At 63.2% G+C, this 25,195-nt stretch carries 23 protein-coding genes; 18 read left to right on the plus strand and 5 right to left on the minus strand.

Annotated features, from left to right (window positions below):
• Window positions 1-108 precede the first annotated feature (108 nt).
• The 11 genes from ACN50D_RS17535 (at window position 109) to ACN50D_RS17585 (ending at window position 12,004) form a co-directional block, all read left to right on the plus strand.
• A complete protein-coding gene (locus ACN50D_RS17535) occupies window positions 109-1,755 on the plus strand; it encodes a Na+/H+ antiporter (RefSeq protein ID WP_003939739.1) in 1,647 nt (548 codons plus the stop codon).
• 15 nt (window positions 1,756-1,770) lie between these two features.
• Window positions 1,771-2,988 carry a lipase family protein gene (locus ACN50D_RS17540; RefSeq protein ID WP_030534944.1) on the plus strand — a complete coding sequence of 406 codons (1,218 nt, stop codon included), beginning with the start codon at window positions 1,771-1,773 and terminating at the stop codon, window positions 2,986-2,988.
• 4 nt (window positions 2,989-2,992) lie between these two features.
• The gene (locus ACN50D_RS17545; protein WP_063315931.1) at window positions 2,993-3,376 is read left to right on the plus strand and encodes an MmcQ/YjbR family DNA-binding protein; all 384 of its coding nucleotides are present in this window, start codon (window positions 2,993-2,995) and stop codon (window positions 3,374-3,376) included.
• Window positions 3,373-4,590, plus strand: coding sequence for a sensor histidine kinase (locus tag ACN50D_RS17550; protein ID WP_030534943.1), 1,218 nt, complete (start codon window positions 3,373-3,375; stop codon window positions 4,588-4,590). Before ACN50D_RS17545 ends, ACN50D_RS17550 begins: the two co-directional genes overlap by 4 nt.
• A gap of 51 nt (window positions 4,591-4,641) precedes the next feature.
• On the plus strand, window positions 4,642-5,433 hold the full coding sequence (locus ACN50D_RS17555) for a LytR/AlgR family response regulator transcription factor (protein WP_003939723.1): 792 nt from the start codon (window positions 4,642-4,644) through the stop codon (window positions 5,431-5,433).
• Complete coding sequence (locus ACN50D_RS17560; RefSeq protein ID WP_003939880.1) at window positions 5,430-5,801, plus strand: membrane protein; 372 nt, start codon at window positions 5,430-5,432, stop codon at window positions 5,799-5,801. The genes ACN50D_RS17555 and ACN50D_RS17560 overlap by 4 nt, the downstream gene beginning before the upstream one ends.
• Before the next feature lie 10 nt (window positions 5,802-5,811).
• Window positions 5,812-7,563 carry a cation acetate symporter gene (locus tag ACN50D_RS17565; protein WP_030534942.1) on the plus strand — a complete coding sequence of 584 codons (1,752 nt, stop codon included), beginning with the start codon at window positions 5,812-5,814 and terminating at the stop codon, window positions 7,561-7,563.
• A gap of 162 nt (window positions 7,564-7,725) precedes the next feature.
• A complete protein-coding gene (locus ACN50D_RS17570; RefSeq protein WP_003939976.1) occupies window positions 7,726-8,088 on the plus strand; it encodes a DUF485 domain-containing protein in 363 nt (120 codons plus the stop codon).
• Window positions 8,085-9,722, plus strand: a complete 1,638-nt coding sequence (locus ACN50D_RS17575; protein ID WP_007727752.1) for a cation acetate symporter — start codon at window positions 8,085-8,087, stop codon at window positions 9,720-9,722. Before ACN50D_RS17570 ends, ACN50D_RS17575 begins: the two co-directional genes overlap by 4 nt.
• Before the next feature lie 74 nt (window positions 9,723-9,796).
• Window positions 9,797-10,228: an SRPBCC family protein gene (locus ACN50D_RS17580; RefSeq protein ID WP_003939735.1), complete on the plus strand. Its 432-nt coding sequence runs from the start codon at window positions 9,797-9,799 to the stop codon at window positions 10,226-10,228.
• 120 nt (window positions 10,229-10,348) lie between these two features.
• Window positions 10,349-12,004, plus strand: coding sequence for a substrate-binding domain-containing protein (locus ACN50D_RS17585; RefSeq protein ID WP_058226095.1), 1,656 nt, complete (start codon window positions 10,349-10,351; stop codon window positions 12,002-12,004).
• 1 nt (window position 12,005) lies between these two features.
• Here the strand turns inward: ACN50D_RS17585 and ACN50D_RS17590 are convergent, their stop codons facing one another.
• The gene (locus ACN50D_RS17590) at window positions 12,006-12,911 is read right to left on the minus strand and encodes a transporter substrate-binding domain-containing protein (RefSeq protein ID WP_211920737.1); all 906 of its coding nucleotides are present in this window, start codon (window positions 12,909-12,911) and stop codon (window positions 12,006-12,008) included.
• Window positions 12,912-12,976: 65 nt separating this feature from the next.
• Window positions 12,977-13,249, minus strand: a complete 273-nt coding sequence (locus tag ACN50D_RS17595; protein ID WP_037128762.1) for a WhiB family transcriptional regulator — start codon at window positions 13,247-13,249, stop codon at window positions 12,977-12,979.
• Between the two features lie 115 nt (window positions 13,250-13,364).
• Between ACN50D_RS17595 and ACN50D_RS17600 the strand changes: the two genes are divergently transcribed.
• Window positions 13,365-15,647 carry an ATP-dependent DNA ligase gene (locus ACN50D_RS17600; protein WP_136470746.1) on the plus strand — a complete coding sequence of 761 codons (2,283 nt, stop codon included), beginning with the start codon at window positions 13,365-13,367 and terminating at the stop codon, window positions 15,645-15,647.
• On the opposite strand, the gene ACN50D_RS17605 is transcribed toward ACN50D_RS17600, so the two are convergent.
• Window positions 15,547-17,088, minus strand: coding sequence for an MFS transporter (locus ACN50D_RS17605; RefSeq protein ID WP_211920735.1), 1,542 nt, complete (start codon window positions 17,086-17,088; stop codon window positions 15,547-15,549). The genes ACN50D_RS17600 and ACN50D_RS17605 overlap by 101 nt on opposite strands.
• A 77-nt stretch (window positions 17,089-17,165) precedes the next feature.
• On the opposite strand from ACN50D_RS17605, the gene ACN50D_RS17610 reads away from it, so the two are divergent.
• Window positions 17,166-17,813 (plus strand): TetR/AcrR family transcriptional regulator, encoded by a 648-nt coding sequence (locus ACN50D_RS17610; RefSeq protein WP_193595046.1) that lies wholly within the window; start codon window positions 17,166-17,168, stop codon window positions 17,811-17,813.
• 4 nt (window positions 17,814-17,817) lie between these two features.
• Here ACN50D_RS17610 and ACN50D_RS17615 read toward each other — a convergent pair whose 3' ends face one another.
• Window positions 17,818-18,540, minus strand: a complete 723-nt coding sequence (locus ACN50D_RS17615; protein WP_211920733.1) for a TioE family transcriptional regulator — start codon at window positions 18,538-18,540, stop codon at window positions 17,818-17,820.
• A 108-nt stretch (window positions 18,541-18,648) separates the two neighbouring features.
• Here ACN50D_RS17615 and ACN50D_RS17620 point away from each other — a divergent pair, with 108 nt between their 5' ends.
• A complete protein-coding gene (locus ACN50D_RS17620; protein ID WP_211920731.1) occupies window positions 18,649-19,872 on the plus strand; it encodes an erythromycin esterase family protein in 1,224 nt (407 codons plus the stop codon).
• A gap of 5 nt (window positions 19,873-19,877) precedes the next feature.
• Here the strand turns inward: ACN50D_RS17620 and ACN50D_RS17625 are convergent, their stop codons facing one another.
• Window positions 19,878-20,987 carry a serine hydrolase domain-containing protein gene (locus ACN50D_RS17625; protein ID WP_192712283.1) on the minus strand — a complete coding sequence of 370 codons (1,110 nt, stop codon included), beginning with the start codon at window positions 20,985-20,987 and terminating at the stop codon, window positions 19,878-19,880.
• Between the two features lie 250 nt (window positions 20,988-21,237).
• Here ACN50D_RS17625 and ACN50D_RS17630 point away from each other — a divergent pair, with 250 nt between their 5' ends.
• From ACN50D_RS17630 to ACN50D_RS17645, 4 genes are all read left to right on the plus strand, one after another.
• Window positions 21,238-21,771 (plus strand): NlpC/P60 family protein, encoded by a 534-nt coding sequence (locus ACN50D_RS17630; protein WP_003940435.1) that lies wholly within the window; start codon window positions 21,238-21,240, stop codon window positions 21,769-21,771.
• Window positions 21,772-21,836: 65 nt separating this feature from the next.
• The gene (locus ACN50D_RS17635) at window positions 21,837-22,523 is read left to right on the plus strand and encodes a response regulator transcription factor (RefSeq protein WP_003940586.1); all 687 of its coding nucleotides are present in this window, start codon (window positions 21,837-21,839) and stop codon (window positions 22,521-22,523) included.
• Window positions 22,520-23,515 (plus strand): HAMP domain-containing sensor histidine kinase, encoded by a 996-nt coding sequence (locus tag ACN50D_RS17640; protein ID WP_007727705.1) that lies wholly within the window; start codon window positions 22,520-22,522, stop codon window positions 23,513-23,515. Before ACN50D_RS17635 ends, ACN50D_RS17640 begins: the two co-directional genes overlap by 4 nt.
• Before the next feature lie 108 nt (window positions 23,516-23,623).
• On the plus strand, window positions 23,624-25,126 hold the full coding sequence (locus ACN50D_RS17645) for a DUF4153 domain-containing protein (RefSeq protein ID WP_306665674.1): 1,503 nt from the start codon (window positions 23,624-23,626) through the stop codon (window positions 25,124-25,126).
• Window positions 25,127-25,195 lie beyond the last annotated feature (69 nt).

The raw sequence follows: 25,195 nt of genomic DNA on the forward strand, positions 1-25,195 counted from the left end.
ATACCGTTTTTCGGTAGCACCGTTGCTCAGGGGCCCGTCACCGAAAAGGTTGCGGGCTTCTGTGCGTCCGCTAGGTGAACTCCCAGGGTCGGCGGGCAGAATGAACGCGTGAACTTCACCTGGATTCTGCTGGTCGTCATTGCCGCCATCGCAGTCACCGGGCTGTCCAATCGACGAAACCTGCAGGCTCCGCTGGTTTTGGTGACGGTAGGTTCGGTCGCATCCTTCATACCCGGTATGCCGCGGCCGGAACTCGATCCCCACGTCATTCTCGGTGTGGTCCTGCCGCCGCTTCTCTACTCGGCCGCTCTGAAATTCTCGGTGGCGACCTTCAAACGCAACTTGGCCCCGATCTTGCGCCTCGGCGTCGGAATGGTGTTGGTGACGGCGTTCGTGGTTGCCTTCTTCGCCGAATGGATGGTGCCCGAGTTCACGATCGGCGCCGCCCTGGTGCTCGGGGCCGTGATCGCGCCGACCGACGCCGTCAGCGCGGTGGCGGTCGGTCAGAAGCTCGGGCTCCCGAAACGGGTGATCGCCATCCTGACGGGCGAGGGGCTCGTCAACGACGCCACCGCGCTCACGCTCTTCACCGTCGCCGTCGCAGCAGTGACCGGAACGCGAATTGCCACCGATTCGCCCCTGTTGTTCTTCGCGTACGAAGTGATCGGCGGCGTTGTCGTCGGCTTGGTGCTCGCGTTTGTCGTCAAGTTCGTTCGTGCCCGCATGTACGACTCTCCACTGGAAACCGGCTTGGGGTTGGTGCTTCCGTTCGCTGCCTACCTGGCCGCTGAAGAACTACACGCGTCCGGTGTTCTGGCCGTCGTGGTCGCTGGTCTGGTGATCGGGCACTATTCGACGGACGCGTCGATCATGACCAGGCTGCAGGAGCGCTCGGTGTGGTCGAGCCTGGACACGCTCCTCGAGATGTTCGTCTTCGCGTACATGGGGCTGCAACTGAGCTTCGTGATCGACGATGTTGTCGCCGACGGACTTCCGGTGCTTCACGTGTTCGCGTACGGTCTGGCAGTCCTGGCCGTTGTCATCGTGATTCGGCCGGTGTGGCTGTTCCTGAGCTACTCGCGTGTGCGATTCGGTGTAACCCTGCGCCGTGATCGCGAGAATCAACTGACGTGGAAACAGAATCTGGTGGTCTCGTGGGCGGGAATGCGCGGCGTCGTCACTCTTGCTGCGGCCGGCGGTATCCCGTTTGCACTCTCGTCCGGCGAGCCGTTCCCCGGACGCGGCGTCATCCAGGCGATCGCATTCATCGTCGCGGTCGGGACATTGCTCATCCAGGGATCGACCTTGCCGTTCATGATCCGTCGCCTCGACGTCGCGGATCCTTACGAGCAGTTGCGCACGCAGGAACAGATGGAGTTGGCCCGCAACATTTCTCGCAAGGCGGGAGAGAAGGCGTTGGCAGACGCGGCCGCGCACCCTCCGCCGGGGATCGACGGGAAGGAACTGCAGGCGATCGTCGAACGCGTACGACGCTCGATGCAGGCGAGGCTTCAACTCCAGGAGGTCGACGAGGACGCCGATCGCGAGGCCGCCTTGTGGAATGCGGGAGCTCTGTTCGACAAGTTCAGGCATCAGTCACTGCGCTCGCAACGAGTTGCGCTGATCGCCGCACGTGACGACGGAGATCTCGACGACGAGGTATTGCGTACCGTATTGGAAGGGCTCGACATCGAAGAGGCCGCAGCAGAGGAACGTGTCAGGCGTCGCCGAGCAGGTAGCGGTGCAGGCAAATAGAGGGGAACACTGCGTATGACGGTTCGGAGTTCGCGGGTTCGCGCAGTCTGGGGAGTCGTGGTGGCGAGCGCACTTCTCGTGAGCGTCGGCTGCGGATCGGATGCCTCGCCGGATGTCTCCGTCACCGACACCTCGACCACGACAACCCCGTCGGTCGAGAGCAGTGCGCAACGTGGCGTCGTGTTCGACAGTGAACCCTTCACCAGCACAGCCGAAGTGGCGGCGTCCGGAGCAAGCGCGGTGAAAATCCTGTACGGCTCCACCTCCGGTATCGACGGCCGAGAGACTCAGGTGTCGGGAACGGTGTTCACGCCGCCTGGAACTCCGCCGGAGGGCGGTTGGCCGATCGTCTCCATCGGCCATGGCACGACGGGTATTTCGGACGACTGCGCGCCGTCGGCCTCGCCGACCCTGTTCGGCACGATCGGCCTGGTCGCGCCGTTCCTCGACTCGGGATACGTGGTCGCTGTCTCCGACTTCGAGGGCCTCGGCACTCCGGACCCGCATCCTTACCTGCAACCGGACACCGCGGCGTTCAACGTCATCGACGCGGTTCGAGCGGCGCGCAACGTCGTTCCGGACACCTCGACTCGTTGGGCAACTCTGGGGCTGTCCCAAGGCGGGCAGGCATCCTGGGCGGCAGCCGAGGAGGCCGACACCTACGGCGACGGACTCGAATTCGTCGGTGCAGCAAACCTGTCCCCGGCAGCGGACATCTCGCCGATCATCTCGAGTGATTCCGAGGTGAATCTGTCACTGCCTCAGCAACTGCTGCTGCCCTATGTACTCGAAGGGCTGTCCCTCACCCATCCGGACCTCGAACGAACCGACTACGTGCGCGGCGCATTCGAGCAGAACTACGACCTGCTCACCTCGTGCCTGACCTCTCGGGCGACGGAGAAGTTGGGTCTGGTCGGAAAGGTGACGCCCGCCGACACGCGGCCGGCTACCGCCGAGGATGCGGACCGAATTCACGCGTGGCTCAGCGATGTTGCTCTTCCCCGTCAACGCGCGAGCGGTCCGATGTACGTAGTCGTCGGTACCAACGACAACCTGATCCGTCCGGAATGGACCGAGGCGGCAGTCGAACGCGCCTGCGCCGACGGTGACGTCATCGAATTCCAGGCGCGACCGGGTGAAGGTCATGCGGACGGCGCCGCTGTGCCGGGAGCTGTCGCGTGGGTGAAGGATCGATTTGCAGGTGTTCCGGCACCGAACACCTGCGGGTCGTGAATCGATGACGGCCTCGGCACGAATCCGCGCTCTTGCACTGGCATTGCCGGAGGCGACCGAGCGGGTCAGCCATGGTGAAGCGTCGTGGTTCGTGCGCAAGGCGCCGCAGTTCGTCACCATGGCAGATCACCACCACGACGATCGCGTCGCGATCTGGGCCGCGGCCCCACCTGGGGCGCAGGCAGATTGGGTCAGTCGTGATCCGTCGAGGTTCTTCGTCCCTCCGTACGTGGGTGGCCGGGGATGGATCGGCGTGTACCTCGACGTTCCGAGTGCCGACGAGAAGGACGAGAAATTCTGGAACGACGTAGCCGACGTCGTCGAAGATGCGTACCGCACGGTGGCTCCGAAAACACTGATACGGAAACTGGACGAGGACTCGCGTTGAGTCCGGCCGTGGTCGCGCTTCTCAGCGTGCTGATTCTCGCAGTGGCCGGGGCGCTGACGGCTGTGTGGATGCGCACCAGACGTGAGGTGACCACCCCCACCGAACGTGCAGTCCATGCCGCTCTCCACACGGCTTCGCTTGCCGCGCGGCCACTTCGGCGTGGACTCGACGAGAATTCGGCCGCCGAGGCGGCGCCTCACCTACGCGAGCTGACCGGCGGCTCCGGTCTGGGCCTGGCAGACGCGTCGGGAAACCTGTTGGCGTGGGACGGCCGTCACGAAGCGTTGTCCGAACAATTCCATGACGCCGCCATTCGTGCGATCGAAGGCGAACGCCGGGTACTCGTCACGCACTCGGACCTGGTGCGCGGACCGAGCGATCACCATGTGCGAGCGCTGATCGCTCAGCCCCTGCTGATCGAGGACATCGGCGTGGTCGGCGTACTGGGAATCGTCACCAGCGAGGACCCGTGGCCGGGAATGCTCGGAGCGGTCACCGAGGTGGCACGATATGCCTGCAGTCAGATCGAACTCGCCGACCTCGACGCGTCCAGAGCCCTGTTGGATCGAGCCGAAGTGCGTGCCCTGCGCGCACAGATCAGTCCCCATTTCATCTACAACGCGCTCAACACGGTCGCATCGTTTGTTCGAACCGATCCGGCGCGGGCCAGAGAACTGATCCTCGAGTTCGCGGACTTCACGCGGTACTCGTTCCGATCTGCGGGTGAGTTCACCCTGCTTGCCGACGAGCTGCGCAACATCGATCGTTACCTGACCCTCGAACGCGCGCGATTCGGGGAGGCTCTGAACGTCCGCCTTCAGATAGCACCCGAAGTGCTCAACGTGGTTCTTCCTTTCCTTGCCCTCCAGCCGCTGGTCGAGAACGCGGTTCGTCACGGCATTTCGAGTAAGCCGGAGGGCGGGACCGTGAGCATCGTGGCTGCGGACGAGGGACCGGACTGCATCATCAGCGTCGAGGACGACGGTGTGGGGATGGACCCCGAACTACTGCGCTCCGGTTCGCTCGACGCCATCGAGTCGGGATCGGGGCGACCCAGCGCACGAGAAGCTGCTCACGTCGGTTTGGCCAACGTCGACGACAGACTTCGTGCCGCGTTCGGCAACGACTACGGACTCGTGGTGGAGACAGCGCCGGGTGCCGGTACGAAGGTCAGCATGCGTGTTCCCAAGTTCAAGCAGGGTATTCACGTCTGATTCTCGCCTTCGATGATCAGGCTGAAACCGTCGTGGGAACATGGACCTGTTGTGAACGAGACTGACACTGATGCCCAGCTGACCGTCCTTGCCGTCGACGACGAGAAACCAGCCCTCGACGAGCTGGCCTTCTTGCTGCGCGCCGAGGACTCGGTGGCGCACGTTCACACGGCATCGGATGCGACGACAGCGTTGCGGATACTGCGCGGTGGAAGCATCGACGCGGTATTTCTCGACATCAACATGCCCGGACTCGACGGTCTCGAACTGGCCGGCATCCTCTCCAATTTCGCGACGCCACCGCCCGTGGTGTTCGTGACAGCGCACGACGATCGAGCGGTTGACGCATTCGATCTCGGCGCCGTCGACTACCTACTCAAACCGCTCCGGGAGGAGCGTCTCGCTCAGGCCGTTCAGCGGATCGTGGGGCTGGCCGGGCGCACCAAGAGTGAGAGCAAACCCGAAGCTGCGCCCACGGACGAGGTGATCCCGGTGGAACTGGGCGGTGTCACGACGCTCGTTCAGCGTTCCTCGGTGGAGTGGGTGGAAGCCGACGGGGACTACGCGCGTTTGCACACCGCTGGAAAGTCGCACCTGGTGCGCATCCCGATCTCGACGCTCGAATCACGCTGGGCCGACGCGGGCTTCTTGCGTGTGCACCGCTCCTACCTGGTGTCGCTGGCGCTGGTCACCGGCATCCGAACAGTAGGCAGTGGATTGGTGGTCTGTCTGCGCCCGCACGGCGACAAGCCTCCCGTCGAGCTTCCGGTCAGTCGCAGACACACCCGTGAACTCAAGGATCGACTGGTTCGTGCGCCCAAGCAGAGTTGGTTGTCGCGGTGACGTCGCAGTCCGATCCTCCGCAGCGTGAGCGCGTTGTGTTGGCGCAACGTAGTGGCGCACGGATCGTGCGAACACGGGTGGAGGTGCAGGAACAGACCGAAGTCGGTGACGCCATGATCCGCGGTCTCGTTCGCGCGCAGTTGGGACTGGCGATTCGCCTTGCCGTCGTCGCAGCCGGGCTCCTGTGTGCGGTGCCGCTGCTGACGCATCTCTTCCCGACGCTGTCGGAGGTCGCGGTCCTTGGCATCCGGTTGCCCTGGCTCGTGATGGGCGGCGCCGTGTATCCCTTGCTGTTGACGACCGGTTGGGTGTTCGTGCGTCGCGCGGAGCGAAACGAGCAGGACTTCAACGACATCGTGGACGACTGAGCGCGGCACTGTGGGAGGACAACCTATCCCGGTGTTGACGGTGCTCGGCATCGTGGCAGCAGCTGTCGCGACGGTGGCTATCGGAATCTACGGCGTTCGGCTCGCTCGTACCACCTCGGACTTTCTCGTCGCGTCCAGAACCGTCAGTGCGCGGTGGAATGCGACGGCCATCTCCGGCGAGTACCTCTCTGCTGCTTCGTTTCTCGGTGTTGCGGGGCTGGTTGCCAAGTACGGCGCCGACGCACTCTGGTATCCCATCGGCTTCACCGCCGGATACCTCGCCCTGCTGCTGTTCGTCGCAGCGCCGCTTCGGCGTTCCGGTGCGTATACCGTCCCCGATTTCGCCGAGTTCCGTCTCGGCTCACCGCGATTGCGCAAGCTCGCGATGCTCGTGGTCGCGATGGTGTGCATCCTGTATTTGATTCCACAGTTCCAAGGCGCGGGACTGACGCTCAATATCTTGCTCGGGGTTCCCAGTTGGATCGGCGGCGTAGCGGTCGGGGTCATCGTCATCGCCAACGTCGTCGGCGGCGGGATGCGCTCGATCACCTTCGTTCAGGCCTTCCAGTACTGGCTGAAACTGACTGCCGTCGCGATTCCCGCTGTGGCACTGACCTTCTACTTCTTCGGCGATCACCACGACGTCGGCGCGTCGATGCCGCCGACGGTCACCACTGCGACGACCGTCGACATCACCACCGACGTCGTCGTCCAGGTGTCCGAGCCGGTGACGGTCAGCGGCGGCACAGTCGACGGGCGAGCGGTCGAAGGCACGATGACCCTGGGGCCGGGGGAGCACACTCTCGGTGAAGGCATGTCCATGGTCCTCGACGCGGGAGCCGCTGTCCCTGTCGTCGCCGGAGCGCCCGCGCAGAACTCTGACTGGATCACCCCGGGTTGGGGTTTCGGTGGGCCGCACCCGATGTACCAGGTGTACTCGCTGATGCTCGCGACCTTCCTCGGAACGCTCGGCCTTCCTCATGTTCTCGTCCGGTTCTACACCAACCCCGACGGCCGGGCAGCCCGTCTGACGTCGCTCGCCGTTGTCGGTCTGGTCAGCGTGTTCTACCTGTTTCCGACACTCCTCGGCGTCTTCGCTCGTCTGTACGTCCCGCAACTTCTGATCACCGGCACCTCTGACGCGGCGGTGCTGCTGTTGCCGGGCTCGGTGTTCTCGGGGTGGGGCGGACAACTGCTGGCAGCCCTCGTGGCGTCCGGTGCCATCGCCGCTTTCCTGTCGACGTCGTCCGGATTGCTCGTCAGCATCGCCGGCGTCGTCAGTACCGATGTTCTCCGTGGTCGAGTTCGAGACTTCCGTATTGCAGCGCTACTGGCCGGGGTCGTTCCTCTCGTGCTGTCGCTGGCGGTGGTGTCGGTCGACCTCTCGAGAACCGTCGGTTTGGTGTTCGCAGTCGCTGCGTCGACGCTCTGCCCACTGCTCGTGTTGGGTATCTGGTGGCGCGGTCTGACCGCCGTCGGCGCCGGGGCGGGGATGGTTGTCGGTGGATGTGTTGCGGGCACTGCCGCTACTGTCGCCGTCCTGGGTGGTTTGTCGGAGGACGTCCTCGGTGGCTGGCCGGCAGCCATTTTCGCGTTCCCGGCCGCGGTGAGCGTGCCGCTGGCGTTCCTCACGATGATCGTCGTGAGCAAGGTGTCGTCGAAGCAGATACCGGCAGATATTGCGCGAATCTTCACGCGGATGCACGCCCCGGAACGGCTCGGAATGGGCTCCGATCGCGAAGACGATCTCCGCCAACCCTGACTTTCACCGCCCGAACCCTCTGCCGTTGGTCGCGCCTGCCTGACCGTTCGGCGCAGCGCGCGACTGCTCACCGTGTGACTGGCGCCACAGCGTCTTCATGTGACTCCGATCTCACTAACGTCTGTGCGTAGTTCACTTCACACGCGAGGCGAGGAGCCGGCAGTGTCCACAGCAGAAATCAGTGAGGGGTCGCCGCAAGAGCGACGCACCCCGGATGCCCAGGCATTCATAGACATGCAAGCGAGTCCCGAATTCCAGGAACTCCGAACGCGTCTGCGCAAGTTCGTTTTCCCCATCACTGCATTCTTCCTGCTCTGGTATGCGGTGTACGTCGTCCTGGCTACCTATGCCCACGACTTCATGGCCACCAAGGTCCTCGGCAACATCAATCTCGGCATCATCCTCGGCCTCGGGCAATTCGTCACGACCTTCGCCATCACCGCGTGGTACGTGAAGTTCGCCGGTCGTGAGCTCGATCCCCGCTCCGCCGCCATCCGTGAAGAACTGGAAGGTCCCGCACAGTGATCACCACACTCGCCGCGTCCGGAACGGACGTAGGAAACCCAGCCTTCAACATCGCGATCTTCCTCGCGTTTGTCGTCGTGACCATGACGCTGGTGATCCGCGCCAGCCGGACCACCAAGAAGGCGTCCGACTTCTACACCGGTGGTGGGCAGTTCACCGGCCCGCAGAACGGGTTCGCCATCGCCGGTGACTACCTCTCGGCGGCATCGTTCCTCGGTATCGCAGGTGCGATCGCCGTGTACGGCTACGACGGCTTCCTGTACTCCATCGGCTTCCTTGTCGCCTGGTTGGTTGCACTGCTCCTGGTCGCCGAATTGCTCAGGAACACGGGCAGATTCACGATGGCCGACGTGCTGAGCTTCCGACTCAAGCAGCGTCCGGTGCGCATGGCGGCAGCCCTGTCCACTCTGGCCGTTTCCCTCTTCTATCTTCTTGCCCAGATGGCCGGCGCCGGTGGACTTGTCGCGCTGCTGCTCAACATCGACGGCAAGGTGGGACAGTCGATCGTCGTCGCGATCGTGGGTGTGCTGATGATCGTGTACGTCTTGGTCGGCGGCATGAAGGGCACCACCTACGTACAGATGGTCAAGGCAGTTCTGCTGGTTGCCGGAGCCGGAATCATGTTCGTACTCGTTCTGTGGGCAGTGCGCGGCAACTTCTCTCAGTTGCTCGCCAATGCGCAGGACATGGTCAACAGTTCCACCACCAAGGGTGTGCAGGGACGCGACATCCTCGGGCCCGGTGCCAAGTACGGTCTTTCCGGAATGACGAAGCTCGACTTCATCTCTCTCGGAATCGCTTTGGTGCTCGGCACCGCGGGCCTGCCGCACGTGCTGATGCGCTTCTACACGGTGCCCACTGCCAAGGAAGCTCGCCGCTCGGTGACCTGGGCGATCGCGCTCATCGGTGCCTTCTACCTGTTCACACTGGTTCTCGGCTACGGCGCGGCCAGCATGGTCGGACCGGACAAGATCTTGGCAGCGCCTGGTAAGGAGAACGCGGCCGCTCCGCTACTCGCCTTCGAGCTCGGTGGCACCATCTTCCTCGGCATCATCTCCGCGGTGGCGTTCGCGACCATCCTCGCCGTCGTTGCCGGTCTCGCGATCACTGCTTCGGCGTCGTTCGCTCACGACATCTACGCCAGTGTCATCAAGCGCGGCAACGCAACCGAGGAGCAGCAGGTTCGAGTTTCTCGAATCACCGTCGTGGTCATCGGACTCGTCTCCATCGTTCTCGGCATCATGGCGATGGGGCAGAACATCGCCTTCCTGGTGGCTCTCGCCTTCGCAGTGGCGGCCTCGGCGAACCTGCCCACCCTGCTCTACTCGTTGTTCTGGAAGAAGTTCAACACCACCGGTGCGCTCTTCAGCATCTACGGCGGTTTGATCAGCTGCTTGACGCTGATCGTGTTCTCCCCGGCGGTGTCGGGTAAGCCGTCGTCGATGTTCCCGAACTCCGACTTCGCCTGGTTCCCGCTCTCGAACCCCGGCATCGTCTCGATTCCGCTGGCATTCGTCCTCGGCATCGTCGGTACGTACATCGGACGTAACAAGATCGAAGATCCGGCAAAGCAGGCGGAGATGGAAGTTCGCTCCCTCACCGGCGTCGGCGTCGAAAAGGCTGTCAGCCACTAAGAGGGGCAAAGCCCCCGTGCGTCTTTCTGGTACCTCTGGTTACGGAAAAGGCGCACGGGGCTTATTGTTCTGCCATGGCAAAGCTCACAGTGAAAATCGACGTTCCGCTTCCTCCTCAGGAAGTGTGGGACAAGGCGTCCGATCTCAGTGGATACGAAAACTGGCTCGTGGTTCACGACGGATGGCGCAGTGAACTTCCCGAACAACTGGGTGTCGGCACCGAGATCAGCTCGGTCGTGACTGTGAAGGGCCTGCGCAACCGCGTTCGGTGGACCATCAAGAAGTACGACGTCCCGAAGGCGATCTCGCTCAAGGGAGACGGCAAGGGCGGGGTCAAGCTCGGTCTCGAACTCGACGTCAAGGCAAAGGGCGACGGGTCGGAACTCGCGCTGACAGTCGAGTTGGGCGGCGCGCCGTTGTTCGGCCCGATCGGTTCGAGTGTGGCGCGGGCGCTCAAAGGCGATGTGGAGAAGTCGCTGGCCCAGTTTGTCCAGATCTACACCTAAGTTGTGGAGATTTCCACATCGAGCTACTTTACCGCTAACATGAGTTAGGATTCTTTTCGGCGGGATAAACCGGGCATCGGTTGGTTATTGATGCGGGTCCCGCCGGAAAGGATTCGATCAATGTCGTCTCGTCATGGGTACGGCGCACCACCTGCGTCCATGCCTCGATCCGTGCAGGTTCTGATCGGACTCTTGGCAGTAGTCGCAGTCGGTGGAACCGCAGCATTCGCCGTGACGTTCAAAAGCGTCAGCGACAAGGGAGAACTCGGTGCGAGTGCTGTCACAGCTGCGACGGCAACCAGCTGTGAGAACCCGGAAACCGTGACCGTGGCCGCCGATCCGTCGATCGCCTCGGGACTCGAAGCTGTCGCCGCTGCCATCCCCGCTACGGAACTCGGGTGCAGCTCGCTCAGTGTGACGCCGCAAGATCCCGTGCTCACCGTCGCGGCGATCGCCGACGGTTCGGCACCCGCACTGTGGGTCCCTGATTCGAGCGAATGGTTGGACAAGGTTTCGGCTAGCGGGCAGGAGATTCGCCGGATCAGCAACTCGGTCGCGTCCACCCCTGTTGTCACTGTCTCGGCGCCGGGTAGCGAGGCACCCGCCGCTTGGACGGATGTCCTCGGCGCTCCAGCACTGCACATCGGCGATCCCCTCACCAGTGCCGTCTCCAGCGCACCGATCGTGGCAGCCTTTGCCGAGGCCCAGTCGCGGGGCGGGGACCTCACGTCCATTTCGGCAGCCCTGGTCCCGGTGGCGCAAGCGCAGTACGGAAATCTGAAGGAAACCGGTTCGACCGGACGCATCCAAACCGTGGACGCGGACGGCGGGACCGCGGTGACGACCGAGCAGACCTTCGAGGCTTATCTCGCCGCACATGCGGACAGTCGACTCACCGCGTCGGTACCGTCTTCCGGTTCGGTCTTCATGGACTACCCGATGGCAGGTGTGGGTGCAGACTCGGCGGCGGCGGTCGACGCCGGCAAACTGCTGGCGGCAGCGCTGACATCGGACACCGGGCGCTCCGTACTTGCCGGCCTCGGGTTCCGCGGCGCGGATCAGGCCCCACCGGTAGCCGGTGGAGTGGGAAAGGTTGGCTCGCTGGTGCCGTCCGATCCGACTGTGGTCACCAAAGCGCTTGCGCGGTACGAGATTCTGTCCAGGCCTTCCCGTGCACTGGCAGTTGTCGACGTCTCGGGGTCCATGGACTACATGCAGGACGGGGTCACTCGAATGGCCGCGACTGCACAGGCCGGTGACATTGCGATCCGAATGTTTCCCGCCAACGCACAATTGGGTCTCTGGGCATTCTCCGTAGACCTCGGCGAGGGCACGGACTACCGCGAACTCGAACCTGTCGCCCGTATGGATGCAACTGAAGGCGACACGGATCATCGGAGCAAACTGCTGTCTCGGATCGACAGCCTCTCTTCGATCGTCGGCGGCGGAACAGGTTTGTACGACAGCGTTCTCGCCGCGTATCGGTCCATGCAACAGACCTACGATCCGGCCTCGATCAATTCGGTGATTCTACTGACCGACGGTGCGAACGATGATCCGTCGAGTATCTCGCTGCAGGAACTTCTCGACACCCTGACTCGCGAGCAGGACCCGACGCGGCCGGTACCGATCATCACCATCGGTGTCACCGATGACGCCGATACCGATGTGCTCGAGCAGATTTCGGCTCTCACCGGCGGCAACAGCCACTTCGCTCCGACACCGGCAGACATCCCGAAGGTCTTCGTCGGCGCGATCAGTGGGCGCGCCGGCTGAACTACTCGAGGACTGGCGCGTCGGCGCTGTCCGTGATCCATTCGGTTGCGAGTCTCTCGAGGGTGCCGTCGGCGTAGAGCGCATCCACGGCGGCAGAGACGCACGCCGTCAGAGGACTGTTCTTCTCGAGCACGAACCCGAAGAATTCGGTGACCGCGTTGGGCCGCGGAAACTGACCCACGATGACCGACCCGGGCAGTTCGTTCTCGGTGATGTGGAATCCGGTCGGGATGTCGACGACCAATGCGTCGATCTCGCCCGCGGCCAGCGCAGCTTTCGCGTCGTCCGTGGTCGCGAACTCGCGTGGCGCAGTGGTCGGAACAATCGTGTCGGTGATCGCCGCGAGGCTGGTGGAACCGGTCTGAGCGCCCAAACGGTAGCCGGCAAGATCCGCAAGATTCTTTGCCTCAGCGGCTTTGCTCCCGCGCGAGGCGATCACCGACTGCGCCACTGCGTAATACGGCGAGCTGAAGTCGACGTTCTCGCGGCGATCCCCGGAAACCGTGAACTGATTGACGTCGAAGTCGAAATCCTTGGGGCCTGGTTTCAGTGCGTCGTTGAAGGCGACCGTGGTGAAGCGAACCTGACCGGCGTTGTACCCGAGCTTGTCGACGACGGCCCGGGCCACCGCCCCCTCGAAGCCCTTGCCGTTGGACGGAGTGTAGTCGACGAACCACGGCGCGTACGCCGGCGAATCGGTGGCGATGGTCAAGACACCGTCTTCGAGGGTGGTCCCGCTCTGGGGTCCGCACTTGTCCACGGCGGTAGTCGAGGGCAGTTTGGTGAATGCCTCGGGAACCGTGGTCGTGGTGTCCGCTGCCGCAGGTGCCTCCGGCTGCGACGAACACGAGCCCAACAAGATCGAGGAAGCGAAGATCGCGGTCACGGCAACAGCGCGTCGTGTCATAGGCACAAGGCCATCTTGCCTGTTTGTCCGGTACGAACGTGACGGGGGTCTCGTGTGAGCGGAGTTCACGCAGCTGAGCGTCGTAGTGCAAGGCGCTCCGACGGTGTCGTCCCACCCCATACTCCGTGTGGTTCAGCGGTGTCGAGTGCAAACGTCAGGCAGTCCCGAATGACCGGGCAGCGGAAGCACACCTGCTTTGCGGAATTTTCCCGTGCAGCCCGATTGCGTCCGCGTTCTTCACCCGGCGAATAGAACACCGCGGGGTCCACCGTCTTACAGGTGGCGAACATCCGCCAGTTGTTGTCCACCAACGGCTCCACGGAACTGCGAACTGTCATCGTGGTCTCCTCTCCCATCGAGAATCCAGTCTTGCCCGTGGACTGGCGCAGCGGCAGGTTTCCGATCCACCAGATTTCTACTGCCAGATGCAGCACTATCCAGCACAATGAGGAAATGGCAACGACGGATCGGGGTCAGATCACGCTCGACGGCACAACGGTGTCCGTGACCAATCTGGGCAAGATCCTCTACCCCGAGAGCGGGACCACGAAGGCCGAAGTCATCGACTACTACACCCGTATCGCCGCAGTCATGCTTCCACATGTCGTCGGTAGACCGGGCACTCGTAAGCGTTGGCCCAACGGTGTGGACGGTCAGTCCTTCTTCGAGAAGAACCTGGCGTCGTCTGCCCCGCAGTGGCTCACGCGTGCGTCGCTGCAACATTCTGATCGCGTCGTCACTTACCCGATCTTCGATTCCGTTGCATCCCTGGCGTGGCTGGGGCAACAGGCGGCACTCGAATTACACGTTCCCCAATGGCGATTCGACGGTTCCGAGCGTGGTCCGGCGACACGACTGGTATTCGATCTCGACCCGGGCGAAGGCGTCGGATTGACCGAGTGCGCCGAGGTGGCGAGGTCGATTCGAGATCTGGTCGCAACTCTGGGGTGGACTGCCTATCCGGTAACCAGTGGTAGCAAGGGAATTCACCTCTACGTTCCACTGGATCGAGCCTTGGACGGCAGCGGTGCGTCGACTGTCGCCAAGCAGATCGCCACCGGACTCGAGAAGCTTCACCCGGATCTCGTCACCGCGACGATGGCTCGAAATGTGCGGGCAGGCAAGATTTTCGTGGACTGGAGTCAGAACAACGCAGCCAAGACAACCATTGCGCCGTACTCGATGCGCGGTCGCGATCAACCCTATGTTGCCGCGCCGCGCAGTTGGGACGAACTCGACGATCCGAAACTACGGCATCTGTTGTTCGACGAGGTTCTGGAGCGCGTCGAATCCGATGGTGATCTGTTGGGCGATCTGGATCCGCCGGTCTCGGCGGCTGTAGCCGACACGTTGACGCACTATCGCAACAAGCGGTCGGCCGACCGGACGCCGGAGCCGATCCCTGCTGCGGTGACCAAGGAGACAGCGGGCAATACCTTTGTGATTCAGGAACATCACGCCAGACGATTGCATTACGACGTTCGCCTGGAGCGGGATGGTGTGCTCGTGTCCTGGGCTGTTCCGAAGGGCGTGCCGACCAGTGCCGGAGAGAATCGGTTGGCCGTGCACACCGAGGATCACCCGCTCGAGTACGCCACGTTCTCGGGCACGATTCCGAAGGGGGAGTACGGCGGCGGTTCGATGACGATTTGGGATTCCGGGACGTACGAGACCGAGAAGTGGCGTGAAGACGAGGTGATCGTGCGCCTCAGTGGGAAACGGGTGCAGGGACGCTTCGCGCTGATCCGGACGAAGGGTGACCAGTGGTTGATGCATCTGATGAAGGATCAGAACGCGAGTTTCGGAACGGAGTTTCCCAAGAATCTCGAGCCGATGCTTGCCACCGCTGGAACGCTCGAAGGTCTCGACTCGCAGGAGTGGGCTTTCGAAGGTAAGTGGGACGGGATCCGAGTGATTCTCGAATATCATTCGGGCACAATGTCACTTCGCAGTCGCGCGGGTAACGACAAGACCGGGGACTATCCCGCCCTTGCCGGGTTGGCCGAGGTGCTGGACGGTCATGACGTGGTTCTCGACGGGGAAGTGGTGGCGTACAACGACGCGGGGGTCACCGATTTCGGTCTTCTCCAGCGAGGTGGGGAGCCGGTGTTCCTGGCCTTCGATCTTCTGTACCTCGACGGAGTGTCTTTGCTGCGGAAATCCTACTCGGACCGGCGCACCGTGTTGAATGCGTTGGCGGGCAAGGTCGGTGAGCTCGAGGTACCTCCACAGATCGAGGGCACGGCGGAGAACGCGTTGGAGGTGAGTACCGATGCCGGATGGGAAGGGATTGTCGCCAAACGTCGTGCATCGGTCTACCTTCCGGGGCGGCGTGGGTCGAGTTGGATCAAGGTGAAGAACTGGCGCACTCAAGAGGTGGTGATCGGAGGGTGGCGCACCGGGCAGGGCAATCGAGCACAGGGGATCGGGGCGCTGCTCATGGGAATTCCGGGTGAGGATGGATTGACCTACGTTGGGCGCGTCGGTACCGGCTTCAGTGATCGCGACTTGGAGTCTTTACTTGCGACACTGGAACCGCTGCGTCAGAAGGAAAGTCCGTTCGGGGAGGAACTTCCAGCAGATGACCGCAAGGGTGCGGTGTGGGTGAGGCCGGAACTCGTCGGTGAGGTGCGGTTCATGGATTGGACGAAGACCGAGCGTCTGCGTCATCCGAGTTGGCGAGGTCTGCGGGAGGACAAGAAACCGGGCGACGTGGTGCGGGAAACAGTGCAATGACGGCCAACGCACCGACGAACGCGACTGCGGCGCAGATTTGGATTCCGGTACTCATCGCCGAGGTGTAAGCCTGGTTCGCTGCGTCGGTCAAGGCACTCGCGGGGGGAGCGCCGGCATGGATCTGCGCCGGATCGGCTGTGGAAGTGTCGACTCCGGGTTCGAAGCGGGACCGGAAAACGGTGGCTACGACCGTCCCGATGACGGCGACGCCCAGAACTCCACCCAACTCTCGCACGACGCTGTTGATCGAACTGGCCATCGAAGCCTGCTGGGGCGCAACCGAAGACATCGACGTGGTTGTGGCCGGAGCCATGACCAACCCCATCCCCGCGCCGACCAGTGCCATGATCGCAGCCAGGATTCCGAACGGTGCGTACCTATCTGCTGCGATCGACAGGACCAACAGTCCCGCGGACATGACTGCGAGACCGGTCGCGATCGAACTGCGCACGCCGAATCGGCCGACCATACGATCGCTGCTGGAGGCGACAGTCGCCATCACTATCGCAAACGGAACTGCACCGACGCCGGCGACCAATGGACCGTGACCACGAACTAATTGGAGGTATTGCGTGTACGTGAAGAGAACTCCGAAAAGGGCGAAGAATGTTACGGCCAAGATGGCATTGGAGGTGCTGAACACTCGACTGGTGAAGATGCGCACGTCGGTCATCGGCGCCGAGGCCCGCAGCTCCCACCAGACGAATCCGGCGAGAAGTGCTGTTGCGCTGACGATCTCCAGCACCGTGACGGGCGACGACCATCCGCGAAGGCTTGCCTGGGTGAGGGCATCCACGATCAAAGCCAGTCCGCCGGCGGACAGCAGGAGTCCGGGGATGTCGAACGAACCCTTCGTGATCCCTCTTGCCGGGGGCACAAGAAAAACCGTCGCGGCGATCACACCGGCGACCAGTGGGACGTTTATCCAGAAGACGCTTCCCCAACTGAAATGTTCGAGAAGTACGCCACCGGCCACGGGGCCGATCGCGATTCCCAGTCCGGCGGTTGCAGACCAGATTCCTATCGCCCGGCCTCTCTCGTGCGGGGCGAACATCGAGACGACAAGTGACAGCGTCGCCGGCATGACCAGTGCGGCGGCTGCCCCCATCACTGTTCTCCAGCCGATCAGCTGCAACGACGTGTGAGAGAGGGCAGCGAAGGCTGACCCGAGAGCGAACAAGGTGAGGCCGGTCAGAAGTATCCGACGGTGACCGAATCTCGCGCCGAGTCCACCTGCCGTGATGAGCAAGGCGGCGAACGCCAATGTGTATGCGTTGGTGATCCATTGCAGGTCGACGGTGGTCGCCCGCAGTTCGCGGGCAAGGGTCGGGATAGCGGTGTTGAGGATGGTGTTGTCGATCGTGACTACGACGAGGGATGTGCAGAGGGCGCCCAGTGCTGCCCATCGTCGCCGGTCAGTGGGTTCGAGGGAATTCATCATGTCCTTACGAATGTAACCTTACGAATGTTTAGTGATGAGAACGTACCCCTTCGCCTTACATGTGTAAAGTTTGTCGGGTGAGTGATGTTTCCGAAGATGCCGATGAAACTGGGACGAGTGGTTCTCGGAGTACTCGCGCCCGAAATCCGAGAGGAAGCGGCGCACGACTCCGCGGAGAGATCGTCGCCGCAGCGGCGACGCTCATCGCCCGCACCGGATCGGATCAGGCGGTGACGCTCCGATCGGTCGCTCGCGAAGTCGGGATATCCGCACCATCTATCTACGGACACTTTTCCGATCGCGATGCCATTGTCGAAGCGGTGGTCTCCGAATCGCTGGAGCAGTTGCATCTCGCCGTGGCCGACGCCGTTTCCGCACACCCCGACCCGGTCGAGGGTCTGTATGCCGGGTGCTCGGCATACGTCGAGTTCGGCATTTCCGAGCCCGCTCGGTATCGGGTCTTGTTCGGGTGGTCCAGGCCGAAAGGTCAGTCACCACAATCGGATACGCGAGGACTGGCCGCCTTCAACACACTGGTGAACAACCTCGACGCGTGCGTCGCCGCTGGGAGGTCGGCCAGCACAGACACTTTTGTCGATGCGGTATCGATCTGGACTTCGCTGCACGGACAGGTGATGTTGCGGGCCGATCTCCCGGAATTCCCGTGGCCGTCGACCGACACCGTCGGTGAGATGGTGAGGAGCCTTGCGCGGCTTGTGAACTGACGCCTCAACCGTTTGCTGATCGGCAACCAGGCGAGGTCTGATCCAGCATCGTGAGATAGGCATCGAGCTGAGCTGCGCCGGCGAGAAGGTTGCGACTGCGTGTGGTCAGCCGGTCTTGCCAGGATTCGAGGAACGCTGACAATGCGTCTGCTCCGCCGGCCTCGCGCAGCGAATCGAGAAACTGAGCGACTTGCGACAGCCGATAGCCACCGCGCCGCAGCTGCCGTGCGATCTCGGCGTCGCGCACACACTCCGGACCGTATTCGCGATAACCCGTTGCTCGTTCGCGCTCGGGGCGCAGGATGCCGTGCTCTTCCCATGTGCGCAGTGTCGCCGGGTGAACGCCGAGACGGCGCGCCAGCTCACCCACCGTCAGCGCTGGACCGTGCACCAGTGCCGGTGCCATGGTGGACAGAGTCCCCAGCGCTGTGGCTACCTCGGTGCGAGTTTTTCCCTCGGCGAGCAGCGTCATGTGCGCACTGTCGATCAGGCGGTAGGCGGACTCGGTGTCGCCCTGGTTGGTCGCCCGCATGATTTCCGTGGCCCGCTGGTGCCCGTGACCGCCGCGCAATGCGAGGAAAGTGCGCAGGGCTTGCGCGTGCACTGGGGTGTATCGCCGGTAGCCGTAAGTGCTGCGCTCGGTCGGAGGGAGGATGCCGGCATCGTCGTAGTTGCGGATCGCCTGTGCGGACAACCCGTGTTCACGGGCAAGGTCTATGGGCCGCACTGATCACCTCCGATTGAGGCTTTTCACGGTATACCCCAGGTAATTGCCAGTGAAAGTTTCACTGGAATCTTCAACGATACTGTCGAAGGCAGTCCACCTTCGAAAGGGATGATCATGTCCACTGCCCCATCGCTTAGTGAGTTCGGCCACCAACTCGAAGACGCGGCAAGTCTTGGTCGTGCGGTCGACGAACTGCTCGCCACGCTAACCGAGGTGCCGACTCTGCTCGCCCTCGGCGAGCCGACCCACGGAGTCAAGGTATTTCCGTTGCTGCGCAACGAACTTCTCGGCCAACTGGTCGAACGAGGATATCGGTCGATCGTGCTCGAAACAGATGTCTTTGCGGCTTTGCTCGTGAACGACTACGTGAACGGGGGAGAGGCGGACATCGAGAAGGTGCTCGCCACAGGCTTCAGCCACGGATTCGGTGCGGTACCGGGCAACCGCGAACTCGTCGAATGGCTACGCGAGTACAACCACGGCCGCGCTCCGGCCGACCGAGTTCGCTTCTACGGCTTCGACGCTCCGGTGGAGTATTCCGGTGCACCGAGCCCACGTGGCGCGCTGTCTGCAGCAGGTGACTTCCTGCCCGCTGCGATGCGGCCGCACTCGTTCGACGGCATCGACCTTCTGCTCGGGCAGGACACCGACTGGACCAACCCGGCGGCGATGTTCGAACCGGCTGCGTCCGTCGGCAACTCCGATCAGGCTCGTGCCCTGCGCATCATTGCGGACGACCTCGCCAGCGTCCTGCGGCGCGCCGCACCTGTGCTGCGGCCCGCCGACCCGGCCGGGTACGACCTGGCCCTTGCACATTCACGCACCGCTCTGGGGCTCTTGCGCTATCACTCCGCGATGGCGAGTTCCGCTCCTGATCGCATCGGCACTCTGCTCAGTCTGCGTGCCGAGATGATGGCCGAGAACCTGTTGGCGGTCGTCGCCCAGGAGCAGCGACGCGGGCCGATCCTGCTCTTCGCACACAATGCCCATCTCCTGCGAGTGCCGTCCGACATGCCCGTCAACGGCGACGTGGTCAGCTGGGGGAGCGCCGGCTCACTTGTCGGACTTGTCCTCGGGGAGCGCTACGTATTCGTGGCAACCGACGCCAACCCCGACAGTGATCCGGGCACTCTGCAGGGAGCGTTGGCCGATGCGACCGGTCGGCGTGCCCTGTTCTCGACTCCGGCCCTGCGAGCCGCGCTCGGCCCGTCGATCACCGCGGGAGAAGCGATCCTGCCAGGGCATCTGCCGCTGAAACCTTCGGAGTTGGACGGCGCCGACGCGGTCATCTTCGTCGCGGATACCGACGGGCAGCGTCATCAGTACTGGTAACAGCGTCAGGGGCAGAGCGCGTGCGAGAGTATCGCGACGGTGTCCGGCTGGTCCTTCGGCGTCGACGTCAGCGTCACAGTGAACGCGCGGTCCGGCGTCGCACCGGACAGTGTGTAGTACCCGTAGATCCCGCCACTGTGGCCGGTATAGGTGACGCCGCAGGGAAGTTCGGTGGCGCCGACGCCCATCCCGTACCCGAGTCCCTCGGCTTCGGTGGCGGCGACCTGAGGGGTGGTCATCTCGGCAAGCTGCTCGGCCGGCACCACCTGCCCGTCGAGTAGTGCACGCCAGAAGGTGTTCAGGTCTGTGCCCGTCGAGACCATCGCTCCGGCAGACCAGGGGATCGACGGTTCCGTGCGGGAAACGTCGGTCAGGCCACCGTCGAGATCCTGATAGCCCGTCAGGTGATCGCCCCTGATATCGCGCTCACCGGCCGCCGGGAGGTACGTGTCTTCCAGGTCCAGCGGGTCGAGTATCCGAGACTGAAGTTCGTCGGCGTAGCTGCGGCCGGTCACCGATTCGACGAGCATTCCGAGAACGATGTAGTTGGTGTTGGTGTAGACGAACGACGTTCCGGGGACGAATTGCGCCGGTTTGCCGAGGGCGATGGCGACCGCGGCGGACGGCGTCAGCGTTCGGTCCTCGTTTGCGGCAATCCATTCGTCGGCGCCGGGTTCTCCGGCGAACTCGGGTAGGCCGCTGCGATGTTGCAACAGTTGCCGCACGGTGATTGCGCTACCGTCTGTGCCACTGCCGTCCATGTCACTGCCGTGCAGTAGGTCCGGGAGGTACTGCTCGATGGGTGCGTCGAGGTCGACCTTGCCTTCGGCCACCAACTGCAGGACGAGTGAAGCGGTGAATGTCTTTGTCACACTTCCGATCCGGACCCGATCATTCTTGCCGATCGAATCGCCGTTGGTCCGATTGGGTACGCCGCTGGTCATGACAGCCGTCGTGGTGCCGTCGTCGAGTGTTGCGATCGACCCGACGACACCCGACCTGGTGAGTCCGTCGAGATCCGATTGAATCTCCACTGCGCGCTGGAGCGTCGAGCAACCGATCAGCGCCGTGGTGGCTCCGATGATGACCGCGGCGACAAGGAGGTATGAGCGCATGATTTCGAATCTAGGGATCCGCCGGCTCCGACGGATCCAGGAAATCCCCGATCATTCCCTGATCTTTGCCAGGCCGGGACGTAAGGCCTGTTTGTCGAAAACCGACAAATGGGATCAATGATTCCTGTCCGAACACCACGTCTACGCCGTTAACATCCGAACGAAGTGTTTGTTTTCACGTGTCTTACCAGTTCACGGCTATCGAGGTGCGCTGCCGCGCGCCGAAACGACTCCCACGAAGGACGGATGCATGAAGAAGTCGACACTCCGCACGGGAACGGTCGCGGCTTTGCTGACCGGAAGTGTCCTGTTGCTTTCCGCTGCCCCTGCCTCAGCCGACCCGGGAAGCCTCGGTAGCGGTGGCAGTAGCGGGAGTTCCGGAAGCGTGGGAAGCACGGGCAGCATCAGCAGCGGATCAGCCGCCCTTCCGATTCCGAGTCCGGCAGGGCTGATCGCGCTGGCAGCGGCGAGCACTCAGACCGGAAAGCCCTACCAGTGGGGCGGCGTCGGGCCGAACTCGTGGGACTGCTCCGGGCTGGTGCAATGGGCGTTTCGGCAGGCCGGCGTGAATCTGCCACGGACCAGCCAACAGCAGGCCAACGTCGGACAGCCGGTTCCCCGGTGGGCCCTCGCCCCCGGCGACGTCATCACCTTCTACCCCGGTGCGACGCACGTCGGCATCTACGCTGGGTTCGGAATGGTGTTCAACGCCTACGGAGTTGGTGTTCCGACCGGACTGACGCCCCTGGCGGATCTGCCGATCAACAACATCCGCAGGTTCTAGAACCTGCACAGAACCTTCACAAGTCCTCCCAGGTTCATCCACGAGGGCCGAATACAGTCAGTTCCATGAGTCAGCGAAGAGTGCTCGTGGTCGACGACGAGGTCAGCATCTGCGAGTCCATCGCGGCGAGGCTGCGTGCCGAGGGCTACGACGTCGAGCTGGCGTTCGACGGTCCCAGCGCGGTGGCCCGCTGCGAGCAGATGGACGCAGACCTGGTGGTACTCGACGTGATGATGCCGGGATTCGACGGACTCGAAGTCTGCCGCCGCATCCAGGCCGTGCGCCCGGTGCCTGTGCTGATGCTGACCGCTCGCGCCGATGAAACGGACATGCTGATCGGTCTCGGCGTCGGGGCCGACGACTATCTGAGCAAGCCGTTCAGCATGCGTGTGCTCGTCGCCCGGGTGCAGGCTCTGCTTCGGCGTGCGGATCGCGCGGAGCACGCTGCTCGCCCGGTGGCCGACCTCCTCGAGTTCGGTGACGTCGTGATCGACCTGACCGAACGTCGAGTGCGCCGTGATGCGCAAGAAGTTCACCTGACTCGCACCGAATTCGATCTCATCGCCTATCTGGCGGAGCGGCCGCGAGCCGCGATCCCGCGGGAGTCGCTGCTCGAGGAGATCTGGGGCTGGGGTGAGGGAGCGGGCAGTCGGACCGTCGACAGCCACGTCAAGGCGCTGCGACGCAAGCTCGGACCTTCCGTGATCCGGACCGTTCACGGGGTCGGGTACGCCTGGGACGTGCCGCGATGAGCGTCGTCGACCGTCTTTTTGCACGGTGGCCGCGGCCGCTGGACCCGATGCGGTCCTTCAAGGTGAAGGTCGGCCTCCTGGTTGTCGCAGCACTGGTGTTCGCCGCGGGTGGTTTCTGGCTGACGTCGCAACAACCGTTTCGTTTTGCTCTACTGACGGCGTTGGTTGTCGCTCTAGGCGTTACTCAGGTGCTCGCACACGGGATGACGTCACCGCTTCGCGAGATGACGGCCGCGGCGAAGGCGATGGCGCGCGGCGACTATTCGCGGCGAGTACGAGCGACTTCCAGAGACGAAGTAGGCGAACTCGCCCATGCGTTCAATCGGATGGCCGAGGACCTCGGGGCCGACGACCGGTACCGCCGCGAGTTGATCGGCAACGTCTCCCACGAACTGCGCACGCCCATCACCGCTTTGCAAGCCATGCTCGAGAACGTCGTCGACGGTGTCGAAGAACCGGATCCGGCGATGATGAAATCGGCGCTGCGGCAAACGGAACGACTGGGCGCGCTGGTAGCCGACCTTCTCGATCTCTCGAAACTCGAGGGTGGCGCAATGCCGTTGAAACGCCGCCGTTTCGAGGTCGAGCCGTTCTTACGCGAGCTGTCGAGTGTGAGTGCGGGCGACATCGAGATAGACGTCAAGCCTCCACAATTGTCCGTGGTCGCCGATCCGGATCGCCTCCACCAGGTGGTGACCAACCTGGTGGACAATGCGGTTCAGCACGGGAACGTCGACACCAAAGTTGTCATCCGAGTACGTACCGGCAGCGCGGGGGAGTTGGTGCTCGACGTCCACGACGACGGCCCCGGCATCGAACCACAGGCCCGTGAGCGAGTGTTCGACCGCTTCATCCGCGGCGGCTCGACCGACGGAGGCACCGGACTCGGCCTCGCGATCGCGAAGTGGGCGGTCGAATTACATGACGGCAGGATTGCCGTCGTCGATGCCCCGTCGGGTTGTTGCATTCGAGTAGTGCTGCCGCAGAACTGAATCAAAGTCCCTGACGAGATCGAGAGATCTCGCGATGGCGCATGTCTTCATCGGCATTCGTCTGTACTTCCGACCCTGAAAAATTGAACCAGACACATAGGAGATCACATGAGCGCTCCGATAGTAATTCCACCGAAACCGCCGATGCCGGCCGTAAAACCCAAGCGTTCCAGCCGGTTCTGGCGTCCCGATCGCACTTCGATGGCCACCCGCTCGATGCTCCTCGGCGCGGCCGCAGTAGGGGTGCTTGCGGCCCTGATCCTCGACCCAGGGTTCGCGAGTATCGCGTACTTGATCGTGGGTGCCGGTGTGGTGATCGTCTTCGGGATTCTGACGCCGCCGCGGATGACCGTGACGCAGTGGGTCGCCGCCATCGGGATGCTCGCACTGCTGGGTGTTGCCGCCGTTCGCGGTGCGGAGTGGTTGGTGTTCCTCTGCGTCGTGGTTGCATGGGTTCTGTTCACGTGGACTCTGATCGGCGGGCGGACGTGGACCGGGATACTTCTGGGAACGCTTGCTCCCTGGCGGGCACCGCACCGGACGGTCAACTTCGTTCGTCGTCGAAAGCTCGCTACCCGCTCTGCTCCGCGGGTGCCGGCGGCGCGAGTTGTCGTCGTGGGCGCAGTGTCGATTCTTCTCCTGTTGATTTTCGGATCTTTGTTCGTGAGTGCGGATCCGGAGTTCGCGAAGATCTTCGGCGGCTTCGCTCCGGCCATCTCGGTGTCGAACCCGGGGGCACGGATCTTTGCCGGCGTCGTGATGGCGTTCGGCACGCTGGTTGCGGTGTATCTGCGCCGCAGAACGCCGACGGTGGACGCGTTTGCACCTGCGCCGGCGACGCCGTTGCCGATGTGGGAGTGGGCGGTCCCGCTCGGAGTACTCAACGTGCTGTTCCTCGGTTTTGTCGCAGTACAGACGAAGACGCTGTTCGGGGGAGACGAGCACGTACAGGTGACCGATGGACTGACCTATGCGGACTATGCGCGTGAGGGTTTCTGGCAGCTCATGGCGGTTACCGTGCTGACGCTGCTCGTCATCGCCGTCGCAGTGCGGTACATCGACCGCCGCGACGCTGGATCGAGGCGTCTTGCCCGCGGACTGCTGGGTGCCCTGTGTGTCTTCAGCCTGGTGATCGTGGCGTCCGCTGTGCACCGGATGTGGTTGTACGAGAATCAGTACGGTTTCACGGTGCTCCGGGTCAGCGTCTTCGCGACAGAGCTGCTTCTTGGCTTCGTGTTCGTGTTGTTGCTCGTCGCAGGTATTCGGATGTCCGGGAAGTGGCTGCCCACAGCTGTTCTCGCCACTTCGGCCGTCGCGCTGCTGGCCTTCGCGGTGTTCAACCCCGACGCGTACATCGCGCAAAAGAACGTGGAACGGTTCGAGGGCGGCAAGAGCATCGATGTTTCCTACTTACACGGACTCTCCGTCGACGCGGTACCTGCCTTGGATCGTCTACCGGAACCGCAGCGTTCATGTGCCTTGAGCAGATATCGATTCGGAGTGCCGGGCACCACTGCGCCCTGGGAGTTCAACGCAGCGCGTGAGAAGGCCCGCGACATCCTGGAAGGTCGCCCGGTGGGGCCGTGCCTGCAGATGTACACGGTCGGATAGACGCAGGGCGATTGTGCAGCCGCGCGGCAGATGGCCTGCGCGGCTGCACAATCGGCGAGCGTCGCCTGG

It is taken from the genome of Rhodococcus sp. SB1D (assembly GCF_048573875.1).
GTDB classification, from domain to species: Bacteria; Actinomycetota; Actinomycetes; order Mycobacteriales; family Mycobacteriaceae; genus Rhodococcus_F; species Rhodococcus_F qingshengii.